The 17,610-nt window shown below is 60.4% G+C and carries 13 protein-coding genes and 7 pseudogenes; 12 read left to right on the top strand and 8 right to left on the bottom strand.

What is annotated here, in order from left to right; all coding sequences use genetic code 11:
* The 3 genes from NKJ15_RS26790 to NKJ15_RS26780 all read right to left on the bottom strand — a co-directional run bounded on the left by NKJ15_RS26790 (window position 1) and on the right by NKJ15_RS26780 (window position 3,435).
* Window positions 1-1,341, bottom strand: coding sequence for a class I SAM-dependent methyltransferase (locus tag NKJ15_RS26790; RefSeq protein WP_352818691.1), 1,341 nt, complete (start codon window positions 1,339-1,341; stop codon window positions 1-3).
* Entirely contained in the window at window positions 1,338-2,537 is a 1,200-nt protein-coding gene (locus NKJ15_RS26785) for a hypothetical protein (RefSeq protein ID WP_352818688.1), read from the bottom strand. The genes NKJ15_RS26790 and NKJ15_RS26785 overlap by 4 nt, the downstream gene beginning before the upstream one ends.
* Before the next feature lie 331 nt (window positions 2,538-2,868).
* Window positions 2,869-3,435 carry an ATP-binding protein gene (locus NKJ15_RS26780; protein ID WP_352818685.1) on the bottom strand — a complete coding sequence of 189 codons (567 nt, stop codon included), beginning with the start codon at window positions 3,433-3,435 and terminating at the stop codon, window positions 2,869-2,871.
* 265 nt (window positions 3,436-3,700) lie between these two features.
* On the opposite strand from NKJ15_RS26780, the pseudogene NKJ15_RS26775 reads away from it, so the two are divergent.
* A pseudogene (locus NKJ15_RS26775) lies at window positions 3,701-4,020 on the top strand (hypothetical protein); the annotation flags it as partial.
* A gap of 534 nt (window positions 4,021-4,554) precedes the next feature.
* Here NKJ15_RS26775 and scpB read toward each other — a convergent pair.
* Window positions 4,555-4,959, bottom strand: a pseudogene (scpB, locus tag NKJ15_RS26770) (SMC-Scp complex subunit ScpB); the annotation flags it as partial.
* Window positions 4,960-4,968: 9 nt separating this feature from the next.
* On the opposite strand from scpB, the pseudogene NKJ15_RS26765 reads away from it, so the two are divergent.
* Window positions 4,969-5,539: pseudogene (locus tag NKJ15_RS26765) on the top strand (IS5 family transposase); the annotation flags it as partial.
* Window positions 5,540-5,742: 203 nt separating this feature from the next.
* Here NKJ15_RS26765 and NKJ15_RS26760 read toward each other — a convergent pair.
* A complete protein-coding gene (locus NKJ15_RS26760) occupies window positions 5,743-6,714 on the bottom strand; it encodes a LysR substrate-binding domain-containing protein (protein WP_352457357.1) in 972 nt (323 codons plus the stop codon).
* A gap of 122 nt (window positions 6,715-6,836) precedes the next feature.
* On the opposite strand from NKJ15_RS26760, the gene NKJ15_RS26755 reads away from it, so the two are divergent.
* From NKJ15_RS26755 to NKJ15_RS26720, 8 genes and pseudogenes are all read left to right on the top strand, one after another.
* The gene (locus tag NKJ15_RS26755; RefSeq protein WP_352469356.1) at window positions 6,837-7,304 is read left to right on the top strand and encodes an ATP-binding cassette domain-containing protein; all 468 of its coding nucleotides are present in this window, start codon (window positions 6,837-6,839) and stop codon (window positions 7,302-7,304) included.
* Window positions 7,305-7,390: 86 nt separating this feature from the next.
* Window positions 7,391-8,080: pseudogene (locus tag NKJ15_RS26750) on the top strand (amidohydrolase family protein); the annotation flags it as partial.
* 35 nt (window positions 8,081-8,115) lie between these two features.
* Window positions 8,116-8,868, top strand: coding sequence for an SDR family NAD(P)-dependent oxidoreductase (locus NKJ15_RS26745; RefSeq protein ID WP_352469357.1), 753 nt, complete (start codon window positions 8,116-8,118; stop codon window positions 8,866-8,868).
* Between the two features lie 19 nt (window positions 8,869-8,887).
* Window positions 8,888-9,727, top strand: a complete 840-nt coding sequence (locus NKJ15_RS26740; RefSeq protein WP_352469358.1) for a transketolase — start codon at window positions 8,888-8,890, stop codon at window positions 9,725-9,727.
* Window positions 9,724-10,746: a transketolase family protein gene (locus tag NKJ15_RS26735; protein WP_502895560.1), complete on the top strand. Its 1,023-nt coding sequence runs from the start codon at window positions 9,724-9,726 to the stop codon at window positions 10,744-10,746. Before NKJ15_RS26740 ends, NKJ15_RS26735 begins: the two co-directional genes overlap by 4 nt.
* 106 nt (window positions 10,747-10,852) lie before the next feature.
* A pseudogene (locus NKJ15_RS26730) lies at window positions 10,853-11,139 on the top strand (transposase); the annotation flags it as partial.
* A 71-nt stretch (window positions 11,140-11,210) separates the two neighbouring features.
* Window positions 11,211-11,366, top strand: a pseudogene (locus NKJ15_RS26725) (ATP-binding protein); the annotation flags it as partial.
* Between the two features lie 266 nt (window positions 11,367-11,632).
* The gene (locus tag NKJ15_RS26720) at window positions 11,633-11,989 is read left to right on the top strand and encodes a hypothetical protein (RefSeq protein WP_352453730.1); all 357 of its coding nucleotides are present in this window, start codon (window positions 11,633-11,635) and stop codon (window positions 11,987-11,989) included.
* Between the two features lie 138 nt (window positions 11,990-12,127).
* On the opposite strand, the gene NKJ15_RS26715 is transcribed toward NKJ15_RS26720, so the two are convergent.
* The gene (locus tag NKJ15_RS26715) at window positions 12,128-13,096 is read right to left on the bottom strand and encodes a glycosyltransferase family 10 domain-containing protein (RefSeq protein WP_352453731.1); all 969 of its coding nucleotides are present in this window, start codon (window positions 13,094-13,096) and stop codon (window positions 12,128-12,130) included.
* A 535-nt stretch (window positions 13,097-13,631) separates the two neighbouring features.
* Here NKJ15_RS26715 and NKJ15_RS26710 point away from each other — a divergent pair.
* Complete coding sequence (locus tag NKJ15_RS26710) at window positions 13,632-14,789, top strand: site-specific integrase (protein ID WP_352818681.1); 1,158 nt, start codon at window positions 13,632-13,634, stop codon at window positions 14,787-14,789.
* A 216-nt stretch (window positions 14,790-15,005) separates the two neighbouring features.
* Here the strand turns inward: NKJ15_RS26710 and NKJ15_RS26705 are convergent, their stop codons facing one another.
* The gene (locus NKJ15_RS26705; protein WP_352818678.1) at window positions 15,006-16,667 is read right to left on the bottom strand and encodes a tannase/feruloyl esterase family alpha/beta hydrolase; all 1,662 of its coding nucleotides are present in this window, start codon (window positions 16,665-16,667) and stop codon (window positions 15,006-15,008) included.
* A 191-nt stretch (window positions 16,668-16,858) separates the two neighbouring features.
* Here NKJ15_RS26705 and NKJ15_RS26700 point away from each other — a divergent pair.
* A pseudogene (locus NKJ15_RS26700) lies at window positions 16,859-17,175 on the top strand (integrase); the annotation flags it as partial.
* Window positions 17,176-17,177: 2 nt separating this feature from the next.
* Here NKJ15_RS26700 and NKJ15_RS26695 read toward each other — a convergent pair.
* Window positions 17,178-17,435 carry an aminopeptidase gene (locus NKJ15_RS26695; protein ID WP_352818676.1) on the bottom strand — a complete coding sequence of 86 codons (258 nt, stop codon included), beginning with the start codon at window positions 17,433-17,435 and terminating at the stop codon, window positions 17,178-17,180.
* Between the last annotated feature and the right edge of the window lie 175 nt (window positions 17,436-17,610).

Below are 17,610 nucleotides of genomic sequence, written 5' to 3'. Positions count from 1 at the left end.
CTATCGCATTTTTCTGCGAGGCGCGATAGCTTGTTCTGGTTCCGACCACGCAAAGTTCTGCGCGCCTGACGGCCATTGCGCGATCACCTGCTCCAGCACCGCCTCACGGACGAGGACCAGGCGCTCGCCAGCCGTAGGGCGGCCGGCTAGGATGATACCGTCCCGGCTGCCAGTAGCCTGCAGATCGAGCCAATTTGTCTCAAGTCCAAGGTGCCTTAGCCGCATGAGTCTACTTTGGACCAGCGACAGGTCCCGAGTCGGCAGATTGAATATTATGACGGCTTCTGGCGGTAGTCGGCCGAATAACGCCAGTTCCTCAGCCTCTATGGCGAACTGCATGCTGAACAGTGCAACGACCATGTCGACCTGCAGGTCCTCCGAAAATACTTCGCCGGCTGAAGCGGCGACACGGAGGCCGCGGGCCTGCAGATGAATAACAGCCTCGGGATCCGTCTCCAGCCCAACCCATGACCGGCACTCGACGTCATCGAGGAGCGGAAACTTGCCGCAGCCTATTTCCAGAACTCGTCTACTTACCGGCAGCGCGCGAACCGCCGCCGCCGCTAGACGTCGTACGCACGAATTATATTGCAGTGGCCTATCTGCCAGCCGGCGCTCGCGCCACCGGTTGACCGCAAACATCGCCTCGCGTGGTAACTCGTCGGTTCGAGTAGGTAGGTAAAGGAAGTCCATGAACCGGTGACGGGTCGCGCCGGCGATGACCTCGTACTCGTCCCCGCCGCCGAGCACGTCATGAAAAACCCCTCCGCCGATATCAACGAATCGCTCGCGGATGATGTGTTCAGGATGGCCTATACTGTCACGGTAACGCTTTATCAGAGTATCCACCTGTTCACGGCGGGGTTTAGCATGTTCAAGCACCCCCGACCTAATGATGGCCATGGCCGAGCCCAAGTCGTCGACGACGTGGTCGGATAGACCGAAAACGAAGGGATGAGTCCAATCGTGAAGATCCTCACCGAACAGGCCAGCAACCTTAAGCCTTCGGTAGTGCATGTCAGGTGGCGACCAGGTGATCACCGGAATTCCATGTTGGACCGCGAACATCATCTCGGCGCCTACACCAATCCCCTTCTCCCGTCTGGCATCGACCAGCACAACATCACTGATCGAGACAAGATGCAGGTCGCAACCGAAATTTATCGCGAAATCCTGGCGGCGTATGTCAGTTTTGGAAGGATTGAGAAGCTCGACTGGCCGGCCGGCGTTCTGGCGAATAAACTCCTCGTCTTCCCTCGTCCAGAAGTGGTCGCTCGAGCGCGTGTCGGCCGCGCCCTTCTTGATGCTACCCGAGAGGTAGATTCGAAGGGGGTCTGTCATCCGCCAACAGCGTGCTGAATGGCGTGAACGAGTTTTTCGCCGCCCTCCACGGCGTCAGCTGCCATCCCGGGCAGGCTCAGCATGCCGCGCACTACGGCCATCAGCGTTTGGAGCCGGTTCTTCTTCTCTTCGCCCGTGGCCTTCGCCACGTCCTCGATCGCCCTGACGGCTGATGCCTTTTCATTCTCCGCGACCTTGCTCGAGGCAAGTGCCCGCACGAATGTCTCAATCAGTGGCGTCAACTCCTTGAAGTTTGCATCAGCCTGGCGGTGGAGCGCGCTTATCGTGGATTCGACAATGTCACCGCCGGCAACACCAGCCATCGAATTGCCTGTTCCGGATTGTGTTATGTGGGTACCCATGTTTAACTCCATTTTCTCGACGTTGACGATGATGAACTGCTGCGAGCTGGATTGGAAGAGGTCCGGGCCAGACGACACGAGTGACAGGTTTTGGGCGGTAAGTTGGATCCTTGCCAATCCCCACTCCGGCCTGGCGACCGACAAGATCTTGGCACCGACCAGGCTCCGCGGGCCGTATCGAGTGTATTCCGCGATCAGCACGTCGCGCGCCGTACTGTCCTGGTACTTGCTGGCCAGGAGCGCCAGATGGTCTACCAGGGCAAGACGCACCCTGGGACTGGGTTCACCTCCGAACCAGTCGAATGTCTGGACCCGCCGCTCGAGGAGGTGGAGGTCAGCCAGACCTAGCGCAAGGCCCTCACGCGCCACCTCGGACGTCTCATTTGAGGGGACCATCCTTTCGGTAAGGAGATCGAGGTTGCTGAGCGCTGTGTCCTCGTCCTTCGTGAGGAGTCGATACAGCCAGCGTCGCACGTTGGGGAAGGCGAGCAGCTCGTCAGGGCGCCGTAATAGGTAGCGGAACGAGCCGTCCGGGTGCCGGTGCTCTGCCCAAATGCTATACTCCACCACTTCCACGTCGTCGTCTCCTACGGAGTTGCGGACGAGGTCTAGGTCTGCGAAGCGCTGGTCAATGGTCCGCGGATTATCGCGAGCGTAGCCGCAGAGAAGGCAAAGCCACTTGCGAGCTAGCGGCTCGCGCTCCCAACCCGCGAGATTGAGGTCGTCTCTTGCCGGTTCGCCCCTTGCGTAGAGCTTGGCTGCCAGTTCGAGCGAGGTCCCCTTGTAGTCGGTGAGGCGGGCAGTTAACTGCGATTTACGGATTTCATCCGCCAAACCGGAATATGCGGCAGACGCCCAGCCGCGGTTCTCCGGATCTGCTTCGAAGCCAAGGAGCGCGTTCTCGAGCTGCGAGAGGTATCGATGATCCTTGAGCAGGGCGACCAGCTTGTAGGACCAACGCCGAACGCGGATCTCGGTCGAAACGAGATGCAGGCAGACTAGAGTTCAGGAAGGTGTAATCTAAAAAGGCCTGACCGCCTTCGAGGATCTCGCAGGCGCGTTGCAGGCCGGTCTTGACCTGCTCGTGCTCAGGCGACATGAGCATCATCTCAATCACACGCGACGTCTCGACTGAGGCCGGGCCCCTCCTCGGTATCTTGGCCATCTAGGCGGTCGAGGTCGTCGAATTAAGGCCCAGCGCGCGCCGGACCTCAGTGAAAAGCTCAATAGTCGGCCGCGAGGCGTCGAGGTCCAGCCGCCGCACCCGGTTCGGCAGCAGGTTCAGCAGTGGACGTTGCACCAATTCGAACTCGCGGTCTCGAAGTGGAATGCGTTCGTCGTCGTCTGCCCTCCCTCTGCTTTGGAGGCGCGGATGGCTAACATCTACTGAGCAATGCAGAACGATTGCGCTCACAGTACGAGACGCCGGCAAGGAGCGTACGAGACGATCAAACGACGTCATCGAATTCCTTGCACGTGGGTAGCCGTCGACAACAATCCTATCGGTCCCCCGAATCTGCGCATCCAGCCATGGGTAGAGCCCGCGGTTGGTAACAGTGCGCCCGCTCGCCCTCGCGCGCTCCATCTCCTCGGGCTCGATCCCAATCTGCTTGAGGACGTCAGCGTCCCGCAGCATGGCGCCTAGTGCCATATGTGTGAAGCCGAGCCGGATCGCCAACTCGTTGCCCAGCGTCGTTTTGCCAGCGCCTGGTCGGCCGAAAACTGTGATCAATGTCAGATAATGTCCCCAAGATTCTGCATGTATACCCCACTATCTTCTAGCATGAATTCAATAATTTCGTACACGAGCTAATGTCAAGATACCTCACCCGAGCCGTCTTTACATCGGGCCGATTTGTGCCAGTTGAAGCAGGGTGGCAACGCGTGAAGACTCTCGAAGATCAGTGGAACAGCCGCCCTCGAGCACGCCCGCGGCTTCGGTGGCATCTAGCGCTTCACCAAGGCGGTTCCCCAGCCTGCGTCGAAACCCCGACTGCCGCGCACCTTGTATCTCGCCGAAGCGCCTGTCGCAGGCCCTTGGCGTGAAGACGGCCAACCCTGCGCAGCTGGCGGGAGTTCATCGCAACACGCTTCGAAACCCCGCATCTCAGCGCCTGCAGGGCCGGATGCGCGAGATGATCAGCGATTGCGGCCGCGAAAGAGCTCGCCGGCGACGTCAACAGGGCGATCTACTGGTATCGCAATGAACCGATTGCCGACTATGGCCATCGCACGGCGGCCGAGCTCGTCGCAGACGGCCAGGTCGAGGCGGCTCTGGCCTTGATCCGGGATCTCAGAGAACGGGGCGCGCGGGTGAAGATCACTCGCATTGCCCCAGACGAAATCTTCCATCGCTATCTGACACCCAAATGGGCCTTCCAGCCCACCAGCGGCGCACGCGCGGCGATCGACGGCGGGAGGCGCTCTATCTGTCCCGTTCGACCTAGACGGCGCTCGATGAATACAAGCAGGGTGCCGGCATCACCCCGCGGCGAACCTTGCGGCTTACAAGATCACGCTCGCCGAGGACCTTTCGCAGGGCTTCGACCCGGACATCTGGGACGGCGCCTGGAAGGACTGGGATTGTGCCTGGCGCCAGATCGCTCGCATCGACAAGAAGGTTCCCCCATCATGGAAGCTTGCGGATCTGGTTACCATCGCAGGGCTTCGCGGCATCCTGTTTCCGTCGCTGCGCCACGCCGGCGACACCACCTGGTGATCTTTCCGGCCAACCTTGTCGACGGCGATCAGGTCGCGGTTCACGATCCCGATCAGCGGCTGCCGCACGACCAGTCGTCCTGGTCCTGAGTTATCGACTGGAACCTGGGACCGCAACGCGACGACGCTTCCTTCACGGATCCCTAACGACATCGTCCTCGCCGCTTGCCAGCCCGGCTGGAATATCGCCGGCCAGCAGCTTCTCCTTCGACAGCAGGCCCGCATCCTCGAGCGCCTCGAAATCCGGCAACTGGCGCAGCGTGTCGAGCCCGAACTGCGACAGGAAGGTTTTCGTCGTGACATAGCTGTAGGGCGCGCCGGGCTGCGGCGAACGCGGTCCCGAGGCGATCAGCTCCTGCGCGCGCAGCACGCCGATCAGGTCGCGCGACACCTCCTTGCCGAAGAAGCTGGAGAGCTCGCCACGGGTGATCGGCTGGAAATAGGCGATGCACATCAAAACCAGCGCTTCAGATTGTGACAATTCTTTCGACCTCTGCCCCGCGGGCATGCCGGATGCACCGCGGATGGCGTCGCCGAAGAGCACCGGATGAAAGTCTACGGCGCCGGCCAATGGCTGGAAGACAAGCACGGTGCCAGATCACGCCGGACCTGGCGCAAGCTGCATTTGGTTCTCAATGCCGACAGCGGCGAGATCATCGCCCATTGTCTGACCGACCAGGACGGCGACGATCCCTCGCAGGTGAAGCCGCTGCTCGACCGGATCGACGCAGAGATCGACCAATTCACGGCCGACGGAGCATATGATGGCGGTCCCAGCTACTGCGCGGTGCTGCAACACAGTCACCGCAAGGATAGTCATCCCGCCACGTTCAACGGCCGTGGAGAGTGATGACACCGGACCACCCGGTCAAAGGGACGGTCACATCACGGCGATCGCCAATGATGGAAGGCTGGATTGGCAGGCGTCCACCGGCTATGGCAAGCGCGCCCTGATCGACACCGCCGTCGGGCGCTACAAGGGGCTGATCGGACGTCGCCTGCGAGCCCGCTCCTTTTCGGCTCAGCAGACCGAGGTCGCCATCGGCTGCGCGGTTCTCAACCGCATGACGGCGTGCGCACGCCCGGAGTCCGTTCGCTGCCCGGCAAGGCCGACATAGCAGGCGGCATCAAAGAGCTGATTGTGCCTAATGCCACATTTGTGCACCAACGCCTTGTGGCGCGGGCAGCCACAGGCACAGGCTCCGCGGAAAATGAAAAGCGGGGCCAACCCATTCGCTTGCACACAGCCTGCGTTTTGCCAGCTCCTCAACCGCAACGTGCTGTCAATCTTCGTCTTGCCATGTCTTGAACGCCGAACTGTTCACGCCATTGGCGCCGCTTTGTCATCCCGTGCCCCGAAATGAGGCCGTCGTTCGAACGATATGCGCAGTTGCTTATCCGCCAGAAACCGGCGAGCCAGATCGGTGTCGCGCTTACCCACGCGTGACACCCAGTCGGAAAACAGGCGAACCGCGCGCCGGTTCATATGCCGCGAAGGACAGACCAGCCAGTATCCCGGAAACTCGATGACCTCGAACTCTATCGAGACCGGAACCAGAGAACCCGACACCAGGTCCTCGAATGCGATGGATGTGCTTTCCAGGACCACACCTGCACCGTCCTTCGCCAGTTGAACCGACATTGACGAACGGTCGAAACGATAGGGATACGTCATGCGGGCGCCCTGGATACCGTTGCACGGCAGCCAATAATCCCACCGGAAATAGGCCTTCACACTGTCGATCAACCGCGCATGGCGAAGCTGCTCGCGCGGATCCGGTGAGATCGCGCGCAGTTCGGCAAGATAGGAAGGCGAGCACATCGGCAGGATCAGATCGTTGACGACGCAATCCGAATAAAGGCCGGCCCAGCCGCCGTCGCCATAACGAAGATCGAGATCGATGACCTCCGTTTCGAAATCCGAAAAATTGGGCGTGGCGTCGACGCGCAAATTCCAGCTCGGATAGCCTTTGCTGAACTCGGCCAACCGCGGCGCCAGCCATTTCTCGCCGAAGGAAGGACTGACGCGCAGGCTAAGCTGGAAGCTTTCGCGCTGCCGCACAATGGCATTACGCACCTCGCGTATGGATTCGAAAGCCTGGGTCGTGGTCTGGAAGAGCCGCTCACCGTCGATCGTGAGCGAGAGATGGCGCTTTTCGCGCTGAAAAAGCCGCACCCCGAGTTGGTGTTCGAGCAGCCGCAGCTGCTGGCTAACCGCCGAAGGTGTCACCTGCAATTCCTGAGCGGCCTTTGCCACGCCGCCGAGCCGCGCGACTGCCTCGAAATGCGTCATCGAATTGAACTTGATGTCTGACCTCGTCCTCGTCAGTTAAGCTCAGCTACACAGAATGTTAAGAAACGAAAATTGAGCCGAATGTCAATCGGTCGCACAGTGGTCCCGGAAGGAGATACAGGATGGAGCCGAGTTCAACCCAAAGCTTGGGTAGCGCCGGCAACGTGCCGGGAGTTGGACAGGTATTGACCAGGAAGCCCCTGATCGAAGCTGCCAATATCGAGAAGAGTTATGACGCAACCCGTGTCCTGCGGGGTGTGAGTTTTCAGGTTCGGGCCGACGAAATCCACGCGCTCCTGGGCGGCAACGGCGCCGGCAAAAGCACTCTCATCCGCATCGTCACAGGGCTGACCTCACGCGAAGCCGCCGAGATTGGCTTCGCCTCGTCGAAGGCCGACCACAACAGCCCGATCATCGCGGTGGTGCATCAGGAGCTGGCGCTGTTGCCCGAGCTGTCCGGTCGCGGAAAACATCGGCATTGTGCATGCGAGGTCGGGCTGGTCGCAGATCAGCCGTCGCCGCACGCGCGAAACTGCGCTCGGAGCGCTCCAGCTGATCGACCCAGCGATCGGCGAAGCGATCATCGATAATGCCGGCACGCAAATTGTCCCTCCACGAAGGCCAGATCGTCCAGATCGCTCGTGCCCTTTCCACCGGAGCCGAAGTGCTGCTTCTCGATCCCGGCGATCCGGTTGGGGAAACGCGCTGGCTGCAGGGATCGCCAACAAGCGAGGCTTTCCGCATGGCATCGTCGGCTATGCCGACCTGTCCCAACCCGACGTCGGCGACCTCTTCGACCGCCACATGGAATATCCGAACTTCCGCGGCATGCGGCAGACCGATGAATTATCATCCCGACCCCGCCAAGACCTATCTGGCGCGGCCGGAGGTCAGTCGTACGCCCGAATGGCGGCGCGGCTTCCGGGAGCTGGCGAAGCGCGGGCTGAGCTTCGACCCGCAGCTCTACTATCCGCAGATGAGCGAGTTCCTCGAACTGGCGCGCGACTTTCCCGACGTGCAGATCATTCTCAATCACACCGGCATGCAGGTCGACGGCGCCGAGCATTTTGGCGCCTGGAAAAAAGGCATGCACCAGTTAGCGCAAGCGCCGAACGTCGCCTGGATCTCGGGCCTCGGCATGGGCGACTGGACTTGGACCACGTTCTCGATCCGTCCTTATGTCGAGGAGGCGATCGCAGCCTTCGGCGTCGGCCGCTCGATGTTCGCGACCAACTTCCCCGTCGACAAGCTGTTCTCGAGCTTCGACGCCATTTTGAACGCCTTCAAGGAAATTACGATCGCCCACCCGCACGAGGAGCGGCTCGCGCTGTTCCATGACAACGCCGCCCGGTTCTACCGACTTTAGATCGCCGGCAAACAGAAATAGCAGGAGAGTTCGACTTGTTGCTGAAGGGCAAGGCCGTGGTGATTTCGGGGGCCGCGGGCCCCCGGGGAATTGGCCGCTCCACGGCAGCGCTGATGGTACAGCACGGGGCTCGCGTTGCAATACTCGACCTCGATGACGGGCAAGCGCGTGACGCCGCTGCGTCGCTTGGACCCGACCATTTCGGCCTTGCGTGCAACGTCGCGGACCTCGACGCCTGCAAGAGGGCGGCGGCGCAAGTGACAGAAACCTTGGGCAGGATCGATGTGCTCTGCAATAATGCGGGCGTCACGCAGCCGGTCAAGACGCTGGAGATCAGCGCGGCTGACTGGGACCGCATCCTCGATGTCAACCTACGCGGCGTGCTCCATCTCAGCCAGGCATTCATCCCGAACATGCGCGAAAATGGCGGCGGCTCGATCATCTGCATGTCGTCAGTTTCGGCCCAGCGCGGCGGCGGCATCTTCGGTGGCCCGCACTATTCGGCTGCCAAGGCGGGTGTTCTGGGGCTTGCCAAGGCCATGGCGCGCGAATTCGGTCCCGAAGGCATCCGCGTCAACTGCATCACACCGGGCCTGATCCAGACCGACATCACCGGCGGCAAACTGACCAACGCCATGCGCGCCGACATCATCAAGGGAATCCCGCTCAGCCGGCTGGGCGAGGCGCGCGACGTAGCCGGCGCCTATCTCTTCCTGGCTTCCGATCTGGCCAGCTACATCACCGGCGCCGTGATCGATGTCAACGGTGGGATGCTAATCCATGGCTGAGTGGACAACGGAGCTTGAGATGCCTCGCGCTGGCAGCAATGTCAGCCTGGCCGAACGAGCCTATCGTATCCGCCGACACGCCGTGCGGATGGGTCAAGTCCAGGGCCAAGGTTATGTCGGACAGGCGCTGGGTGTCGCCGACGTGCTTGCCGTCGCCTATTTCCATGCGCTTCGTTACCGGCCGGAGGACACGTTGTGGGAGGGACGCGACCGCTTCCTGCTGTCGATCGGACACTATGCGATCGCGCTCTACGCGGCTCTGATCGAAGCGGGCGTGCTGCCGGAGGAAGAGCTCGAAACCTATGGCAGCGATGAAAGCCGTATGCCGATGTCCGGCATGGCGCCATACACGCCCGGCATGGAGATCACCGGCGGCTCGCTCGGTCACGGCCTTGGCATTGCCGTTGGCATGTGCATGGGGCTGACGCGCAAGCGAAGCGACAGTTTCGCCTACAATCTTTTGTCCGACGGCGAGCTCGGTGAGGGCTCGACCTGGGAAGCCGCGATGTCGGCCGCCCACCACAAGCTCGACAATCTCATTGCCATTGTCGACTTCAACAATCAGCAGGCCGATGGTCCGTCGACGGCCATGCTCTCCTCCGAACCGGTGACCGACAAGTTCGAGGCGTTCGGCTGGCATGCGCAGCGCGTCGACGGCAACGACATCGAGGCGGTCCGCAAGGCCTTCGACATGGCGCGCGGCCTGAAGGAACCTCGTCCGCGTGTGATCGTTTGCGATACGCGCATGGCCAAGGGTGTGCCATTCCTGGAAACCCGCGACATCACGCATTTCATCCGCGTCGAACCGCACGAATGGACGTTAGCGCTCGAAGCTTTGGAAAAGGGACGTCCGCGTTGAGGTTGTCAAAGTTCGCGCCGCGCCACGCCGCCAATGCCGGTGAGCGCAAGACCACATCGGCGATGATCGCGTCGATCGCGCCCGATGGCGTACCGACACGCAATGCGCCGTTCGGGCACACACTGGCCAGACTGGCGCACCAGCGGCCCGGGATAGTTGGCCTGACGGCGGACCTCGCGAAATACACCGATCTCCATGTCTTCGCACAGGAGCATCCGGACCGCTTCTATCAGATGGGCATGGCGGAGCAGGTGCTGATGAGCGCCGCCGCCGGCTTGGCGCGGGAGGGTTTTACGCCCTTCGCCACCACCTACGCCGTCTTCGCATCGCGACGTGCCTACGATTTCATCTGCATGGCGATCGCCGAGGAGAAACTCAATGTGAAGATCGTCTGCGCCTTACCGGGGCTGACGACCGGCTACGGCCCCAGCCACCAGGCGACGGAGGACATCGCGATCTTCCGCGGGATGCCGAACCTGACGATCATCGACCCTTGCGACGCGCTCGACATCGAACAGGCCACGGAGGCGATCGCGGACTACAACGGGCCGGTCTACATGCGGCTTTCGCGCGGTAAGGTTCCTGTCGTGCTCGACGAAGACGACTATACATTTGAAATCGGCAAGGCGCGAATGCTGCGCGAGGGCGCGGACGTATTGTTCATTTCCAGCGGCCTGATGACCATGCGCGCGCTGGAGGCCGCGAAGGCGCTTGAAGCCGACAGGATCGGCTGCGCCGTTCTGCACGTTCCGACGATCAAACCTCTGGATACGGAGGCGATACTCGCTGCCGCGCGCCGTTCGGGACGGCTGGTGGTGGCGGCGGAGAACCACACCATCATTGGTGGCCTTGGCGAAGGCGTTGCCGCGCTGCTGATGCGCGAGAGAGTGACCCCAGTCTTTCGCCAGATCGCCCTGCCCGACGAGTTCCTCGACGCTGGCGCGCTGCCGACGCTTCACGATCGCTACGGGATCTCAACTTCCGAGCTCGTGCGCCGCGTCCGCATTTGGAGCGAATGAGAAGTAAGAGCTCTCCCCACACAACAGTTGAGTCATCGACCTTGACCTTGCCCCTCTTATCTAATCCGGTTTGAAGTTCGTTCTGGCCCATCGAGAGGACCAGGACATGAAACGTAGCCGCTTCTCTGAAGAGCAGATCATCGGAATTTTGAAGGAACATGAGGCCGGGGTATCGGTTGCCGATCTGTGCCGCAAGCACGGGGTCAGCGACGCCTCGATTTACAACTGGAAGGCCCGCTTCGGCGGGATGGATGTCTGCGAGGCTCGGCGACTGAAGGCTCTGGAGGACGAGAACACGCGGCTGAAGCGGCTTCTGGCCGACGCCATGCTCGACAATGCCGCGTTGAAGGATCTTGTGGGAAAGAAATGGTGACGCCCGCGGCCAAGCGGAAACCTTTCCAGCGACCAGATCGATCAACTTCAACGCCGACTGCAACGGACCAGGCGATCAAGGAAAGGTGCATCATGAAGCATTCGCGGAGCCGACAATAGCCGACGCCATTCTCGATCGGATCATCCACAACGCCCATCGCATCACCCTCGAAGGCGACAGCATGAGAAAGCAAAAAACACCGTCGCCCTTGACCGGCGCCGAAAACGGCGAAATCAATCGCAAATGACTTCAACCAGGCAACCGAGCGCCGACCCCATCCTGCTGTCCGCGAATTAGTGAAACTGCTGTCCGCGATTTAGCGGAACGACTGTCCCGTTTTTGCGAAATACGCACGTCCGACGCAGCTTGCGTTGACAGAGGCGGTTTTACGCGCAGTTGCAATAGCACTTCCGCCGGCCTATTTTTGTGGAGTTCAATTGTGGTTCGGCCAAGGGCGCTTTGGGCGCCGGACCGGCCCCGTGTAAACCTCATTAAAGAGAGACGAACCCTGCCATGGAAGAATTCTTATCGCGCATCGCCACTGGTGCCGGCATCGGCCCGGCTCTCGCAGAGAAGGCCGTTGGGTTAATGCTGGGTTTCCTGCAACGCCACGCGGCCGACGGTCCCGTTGCGCGCATGATCGCGGCCATTCCCGGAGCTTCGGAATTAGTGGCGAAGTATCATGGCAACGACCCAGAGGGCGGAGGCGGCCTCATGGGGCTCGGCCAGCAATTGATGAGTGAGGGTCTCAGCATTCTAAAGATCGCCGCCATCGCCAACGAGACGATCGCCTTCGCCAAGGAACATGCCGGCGACGAACTCGTGGACGAGGTCCTCAATTCCGTTCCTGGCCTTCCCCAGTTCGTCTGATCAGCGGCAGCCGGGGGCGCATGACCTCGTGCGCCCGTGCCGGCCCGTCTGCGCAGGTAGGCATTCTCCGCCGAGCGCTCCGTACCGATCTCGCCAGACCACCAACCGCCGGGCACGCGAAGCGAGCGTTGGAGTACTTCATTCGTCTGTCCCAAAATCGACCGCAGGCGAACCGATGTGTATAACTTCCGGCGGTAAGGGTTTATCGTGAACGCTTTCGATGAAGCCCGCGAGATAAGCAAACGTATTGTATTTCTCAAGAACCAACCGCTTCGCCTCTTGTATTGCGCCGCGACGCTCCTTCCAGAGGTCCGAGTCGATGATTTCTTGAATTTTTTGGATTACGTTCTTGTCCTCTGGGTCAATCAGAACCATTGAGTCGGAAGGGAAGAACCTCGTGATTGCCGGGCTGCCGTAATAGATCGGCATTGTTTCAGCAACGAAGCAGTCCATAAGCTTCTCTGTAAAATAGTAATCAGCACGAGTATTCTCGAAAGCTATACTGTAACGGTACGGTGCGAGTGCGTCCCATTTATCTCCAATCAGCCGAAAACCTCGGCCGAACAGGTCAAAATCGAGCTCCTCTCTCAGCCGTTCCAGAAACGCCAGCCGATATCGATGCCCTTTAAGCAGGGCGATGTTACTGGTAATCCATGAGAGCCGAAGCGGCTTGTCCACGACTTCGCTGACCAGAAGTTGGTCATATGTCTTTGTTACAGACCAAGACCGAGTGATAGGTGGAGACAAAACGAATCGGCGCTCTGCATTCTGCCGAGCAGCCAGCTCTGCGTCAGACGTCAGGACGATGGTATTTTTCCCCTGCCCTTCATGAAATGCGCGATGAGCTTTCGTCGGCGGTTCGCCGATTGCAAAAATTGTCCTGTTTGGACTCGCCTCGATATCAACAGGGAGCCCAAAAATAGAAGCAGAGTTAAAGACAATATGCCAATCGGGCGCGAAGGATGTCCTGCGTACAAAAGCGACATTGTTCCAGATTCCACTGCCCTTTGGAGTGAGATGGTGGATTGCATCATCCAAAACGCCCCAAGAATCCAGACATGTAGCAACAATGGGCGCCGGACGTTCCGTCAACAATTTGGTCGACAAAGCAGTTCCACCCCATTCACTTCCGTTGGACCGGGAGCAACTCGTGCATCGGGCGCAAGACCTCTCCGCGCCTGAAATAGCTCGCGATCCTGATCGGTATCAAACACACGATTCTCTGCGACTTCGCGATTCTGTGCGACTTCGCGCCATTCGACAACTCATCTCTAAGACCGCGGGAATCCCTTCACTCGTGAAGGTACTCAATCGCCATTTCGGATTGCGGTAAGATTGGGCAGCATAAACCTTCCGGGACCCGCTGTCGAGGCAATTGTCGCTTTGCACCTAACCAGGTTCTTCCTCACTTTGTGTGGTGATCAGGCCGGTTGAGTGGCAGCATGCGTGCCCTCTAAAATATGGAAGTTGACTACATTCTTATTATTAATCGGGATATACGACCAGTTTAGAGGCGGCTCGCCTCTCACAGGCGACGTTTGCAGCGGCGACGGCAGATCGAGATATTGGCGGGTTGATGCCGGGCTTTGTCCGAAATCTGTGGTCCGATTTCGGACGAAGTGACGGTCAAGATGTCCGAAATATGCTACGAATTTCGGACAAGCTTCACACACAAAGCGCCGCGGCTTTGCCCGACATCGTCGATATCGTCATGCAGATGGGCGATGCCGACCTAGCCTCGTCCCCTCCCCTTCCAGCCATTGCCAATCCCAGCCTGCCTGCGCATCCGCATCTTGAGGCGCTCGCCGGCCGCGCGCGCGATTATATCGAGGCGGCGAGTTCGGCCAACACGCGCCGCGCCTACGCAGCCGACTGGAAGCATTTTTCGAGCTGGTGCCGGCGCCAAGGCATCGAGATGTTCCCGCCCGATCCTCAGGTCGTCGGGCTCTACATCGCCGCCTGCGCGTTAGGTACGGTCACTGGCGACAAAAAGCCCAACACCGTTTCAACCATCGAGCGCCGGCTTTCGTCGCTCTCCTGGAATTTTGCCCAGCGCGGCCAGCCGCTGGACCGCAAGGACCGGCATATCGCCACGGTGATGGCTGGCGTTCGCAACACCCACGCCTCCCCTCCCCGGCAGAAGGAAGCGATCCTGCCCGAGGGTCTGATCGCCATGCTCGAGACCCTCGACCGCGGCACGCTGCGTGGTCTGCGCGACCGCGCCATGCTGCTTTTGGGTTTCGCGGGCGGCCTTCGCCGATCCGAAATCGTCGGCCTCGACGTCGGCAGGGATCAGACCGAGGACGGACGCGGCTGGGTCGAGATTTTTGCCGATAAGGGTCTGCTTGTCACATTGCGCGGCAAAACCGGCTGGCGCGAGGTCGAAATCGGCCGCGGCTCCTCCGACGCCACCTGCCCTGTGGTCGCTCTGCAGACCTGGCTAAGACTGGCGCGCATTGCGCACGGACCTCTGTTCCGGCGCGTTGCTGGTCAAGGCAGAGCCGTCGGTGCCGATCGCTTGAACGACCAGGAGGTCGCACGCCTGGTCAAGCGCACGGCGCTCGCCGCCGGCGTGCGCGGCGATCTGTCGGAGGGCGAACGGGCCAAGAAATTCGCCGGCCACTCACTGCGCGCCGGCCTTGCCTCGTCGGCCGAGGTCGACGAACGCTATGTGCAAAAACAGCTCGGCCATGCCTCCGCGGAGATGACGCGAAATTATCAGCGCCGGCGCGATCGTTTCCGCGTAAATCTCACCAAGGGCGTCCGGGCTCTGATGCCCCCGTTTTGTCCGCTGGGATGAGGCGGTCAGATCTCAGGCGATAACAATTACCTCATCGAGCACAGCGAGCGCTGTGTCCAGACTATCGGCGGCCGACGCTTCGTAGTCAGGCATGATCATCAACTGCGTTATGGCACGGCCCACAAATTCCGGGTTTAGCTTTTCCAACCGATCCTTGGTCCGGGAGACCTGTTCCGGGAATGCGCGCAGATTGAAGCGAACAAATGACGAGGTCTCTTATCCCCGACACGAATAGCTCGCGATCTCATCGGGATTTCCCTTACCGCCATAGGCAGCTTGAGTGGGATAAGCGCAGATCGGCTGGTGCTTGCCGGGGAATGCCTTGCTGCCAGCCGCGAGAGAATCCGGAGCCTTGTCTTGGTTTATCCAGCCCTCGATGGCGGCCAAAGGATCAAAGTCGTCGAAGGCTTGGCCATCGCCGCAGTGGGTCATCCCCGGGATTATGAACATGCGCACGAAACGGCGAGTCGCTTCCAAATCGCCGCCGCTTGTGACCTCGACGACTTGCTTGTACCAGCGCACCAGATCGTTGGCTGAGAAGACCGGATCGGAAAGTCCCTGAAACAAGAGCAGCTTTCCACCGTGGGCAGCGAAGCTGGCGAGATACGTGCCGGTCGCATCATTGAGCTTGGCCGTATCCGCAACGCGTGCCGGATCCTTGTCGAAGTCGAACTTCAGGGGGTCAAAATTCGGCGCCGGGGGCGTCATGAAGTAGTATTGAAGCGAGCGGGCTCCCAGAACGATGTTATTTGCATCCGACTGGGAAGTGGGGGAATTGCCCAGCTTCCACATTCTCCAGTCCGCGCCCGCAACGCCCGTATCATATGGCCAATCGCTGTAAAGCTTTTCGCCATCGGAGCTTTCCGGACCCGCGAACGCGCGGCTCATGGCCTGCACTTGACCAGCCGTGAGGCAGCTGTCCGTCTTATCGCCTTGGCAGGACAGGACCTTTGGGTCGAACCGGCACTGCTGCCAGGCGTTGATGACGCCATCCTCAATGCCATCGCGGGCATCACAGGCAGCGAGAACCGCCTTGGCGACGATGTTCAGATCCTGCTGGGAGAAGGCGCGGGATAGAATGGGATGGCCGGCCTCATCCTTGGGAGCGATGCTCATGTACTGGCGAGTATCCCAGGCTTCGGCAATGTTGGCGGCACTGAGACGAAAACCCGGGCTACCTGCAACAATGCCGTCGAACTCGAGCGGATATCGCTGAGCCGCTATCAACGCCTCACGACCGCCATTCGAGCATCCCATGAACACCGACTTTTTCGGAGCCGCCCCATAGAACTTGGCAATCACCTGCTTCGAGACCGAAGTGACTTTGCCAATGGAGGCGTACGCAAAATCAATGCGTGCGGCTTGATCGACCCCGAAAGCCGGATCGGGGCTTGGGTGCCCGCCATCCATGCTTACAACAGCGTAGCCGCGCAAGAGCCCGGGAGCCGCGGTCGAGTTCCGGCAAGGAATGGTCCCGACGGCCGGCGCCAGGAAGCCATCAACTGCGCCGCCGCCCTGGAAAAGGAACATGTCGTTCCAGGTCGTCGGAAGACGCACCTCAAACCGGGTGCCATATGATTGACCATCGACCCCCTGGCGTTTCCCGATAACACCTCGGACAAGGCAGTGCCCGCCCACTTTTACCGCCTGAGGCGAGGCGCCGGTGAATGCAGTGAAGGGATCTGCGGGGATCCCCTGCGGCTTTTGAAGGCTAGCCTCGGTAAAGATCACGCTTGGAATTTTGAGCTTGGCGATGGACCGGCACGCCTGATCCGACGCGTCTGCCGCCAGTGCAGGCGCACATACACATATGATCGCCAACATCAGTGCCAGCGTGCACCCGCGGTCCCGCAGCTTGAGCCCGTTAGCCAAGAACATACCCATCCTCCCTGGATGCGCCCGATAGCCCGAAAGCTGATCGCATTGGTAGCTAGTTGTGAGCTTTCAGTAGGTTGTCCATCCGGTCCGAACCGGGAAAGCTGAGATTGTCGAAGCTTCAGTGACTCCAGGGGGACCGGATGAACATCCATAAGAATACCGGTCTGACGCCGCTCGGTCGAGAGCGGATTTTTTGCGCCTGGGCGCGCCGGCAGCACCTCGAGGTGTTGCCGCCTGATCCGCAGACCGTCGGCCTCTACATCACGGCCTGTGCATCCAGAAAGGTTACAGGAGACAAGAAACCAAACTCTGTGGCGACATCGAGCGCCGTCTCTCCTCCCTGGCGTGGAATTATACGCAGCGTGGCGAGCCGCTCGATCGAAAGGACCGCCATATCGCCACCGTGCCCGCCGGCATCCGTAACAGCCACGCAAAACCGTCTGTGCAGAATGAGGCCATACTTCCCGAAGACCTGATCGCCATGCTGGAGACGGTGCTCCGCAAGACCCATCAGGTCGCCCCAGGCCAGAGCAACCGGCTCGTCCCCGGGGAGGACGAAACGGTCGACCACTCCGCTTGTTCGACTTGTGTTCGGGCGACTATCCCGGCTTCTATGCATCGCGCTTCGGCGCGGCGAGCTTTGTCCAACGCGCCAAGCCTTTGAACCGAATCGCTGTAGACGGAAGTCGCGGCGAGCTTCGCGTTGTTGATCGGAGCATCGAGCCAGGCGTCGTATTCGCGGTATCCACCCCATCGTCTGTCGCGCAATCTGTTGGCGAGCGCGTCCTCAGCCGTTCGATCGCGGCCGTCTTTGCCGCAAACTATTATATGGCGGCCGCCGATGCCATTCGGGCGCGCAATATCTCAGGGGTTGAAGGATCGTCGATCAGTTTTCCGATGTCTTGGCGGGCCGCGATGATCTGCACATGACCCTACAAAGATT

It is taken from the genome of Mesorhizobium sp. M0207, from assembly GCF_040321995.1.
Classification (GTDB): domain Bacteria; phylum Pseudomonadota; class Alphaproteobacteria; order Rhizobiales; family Rhizobiaceae; genus Mesorhizobium.
This window is presented reverse-complemented; position numbering and strand designations above follow the sequence as displayed.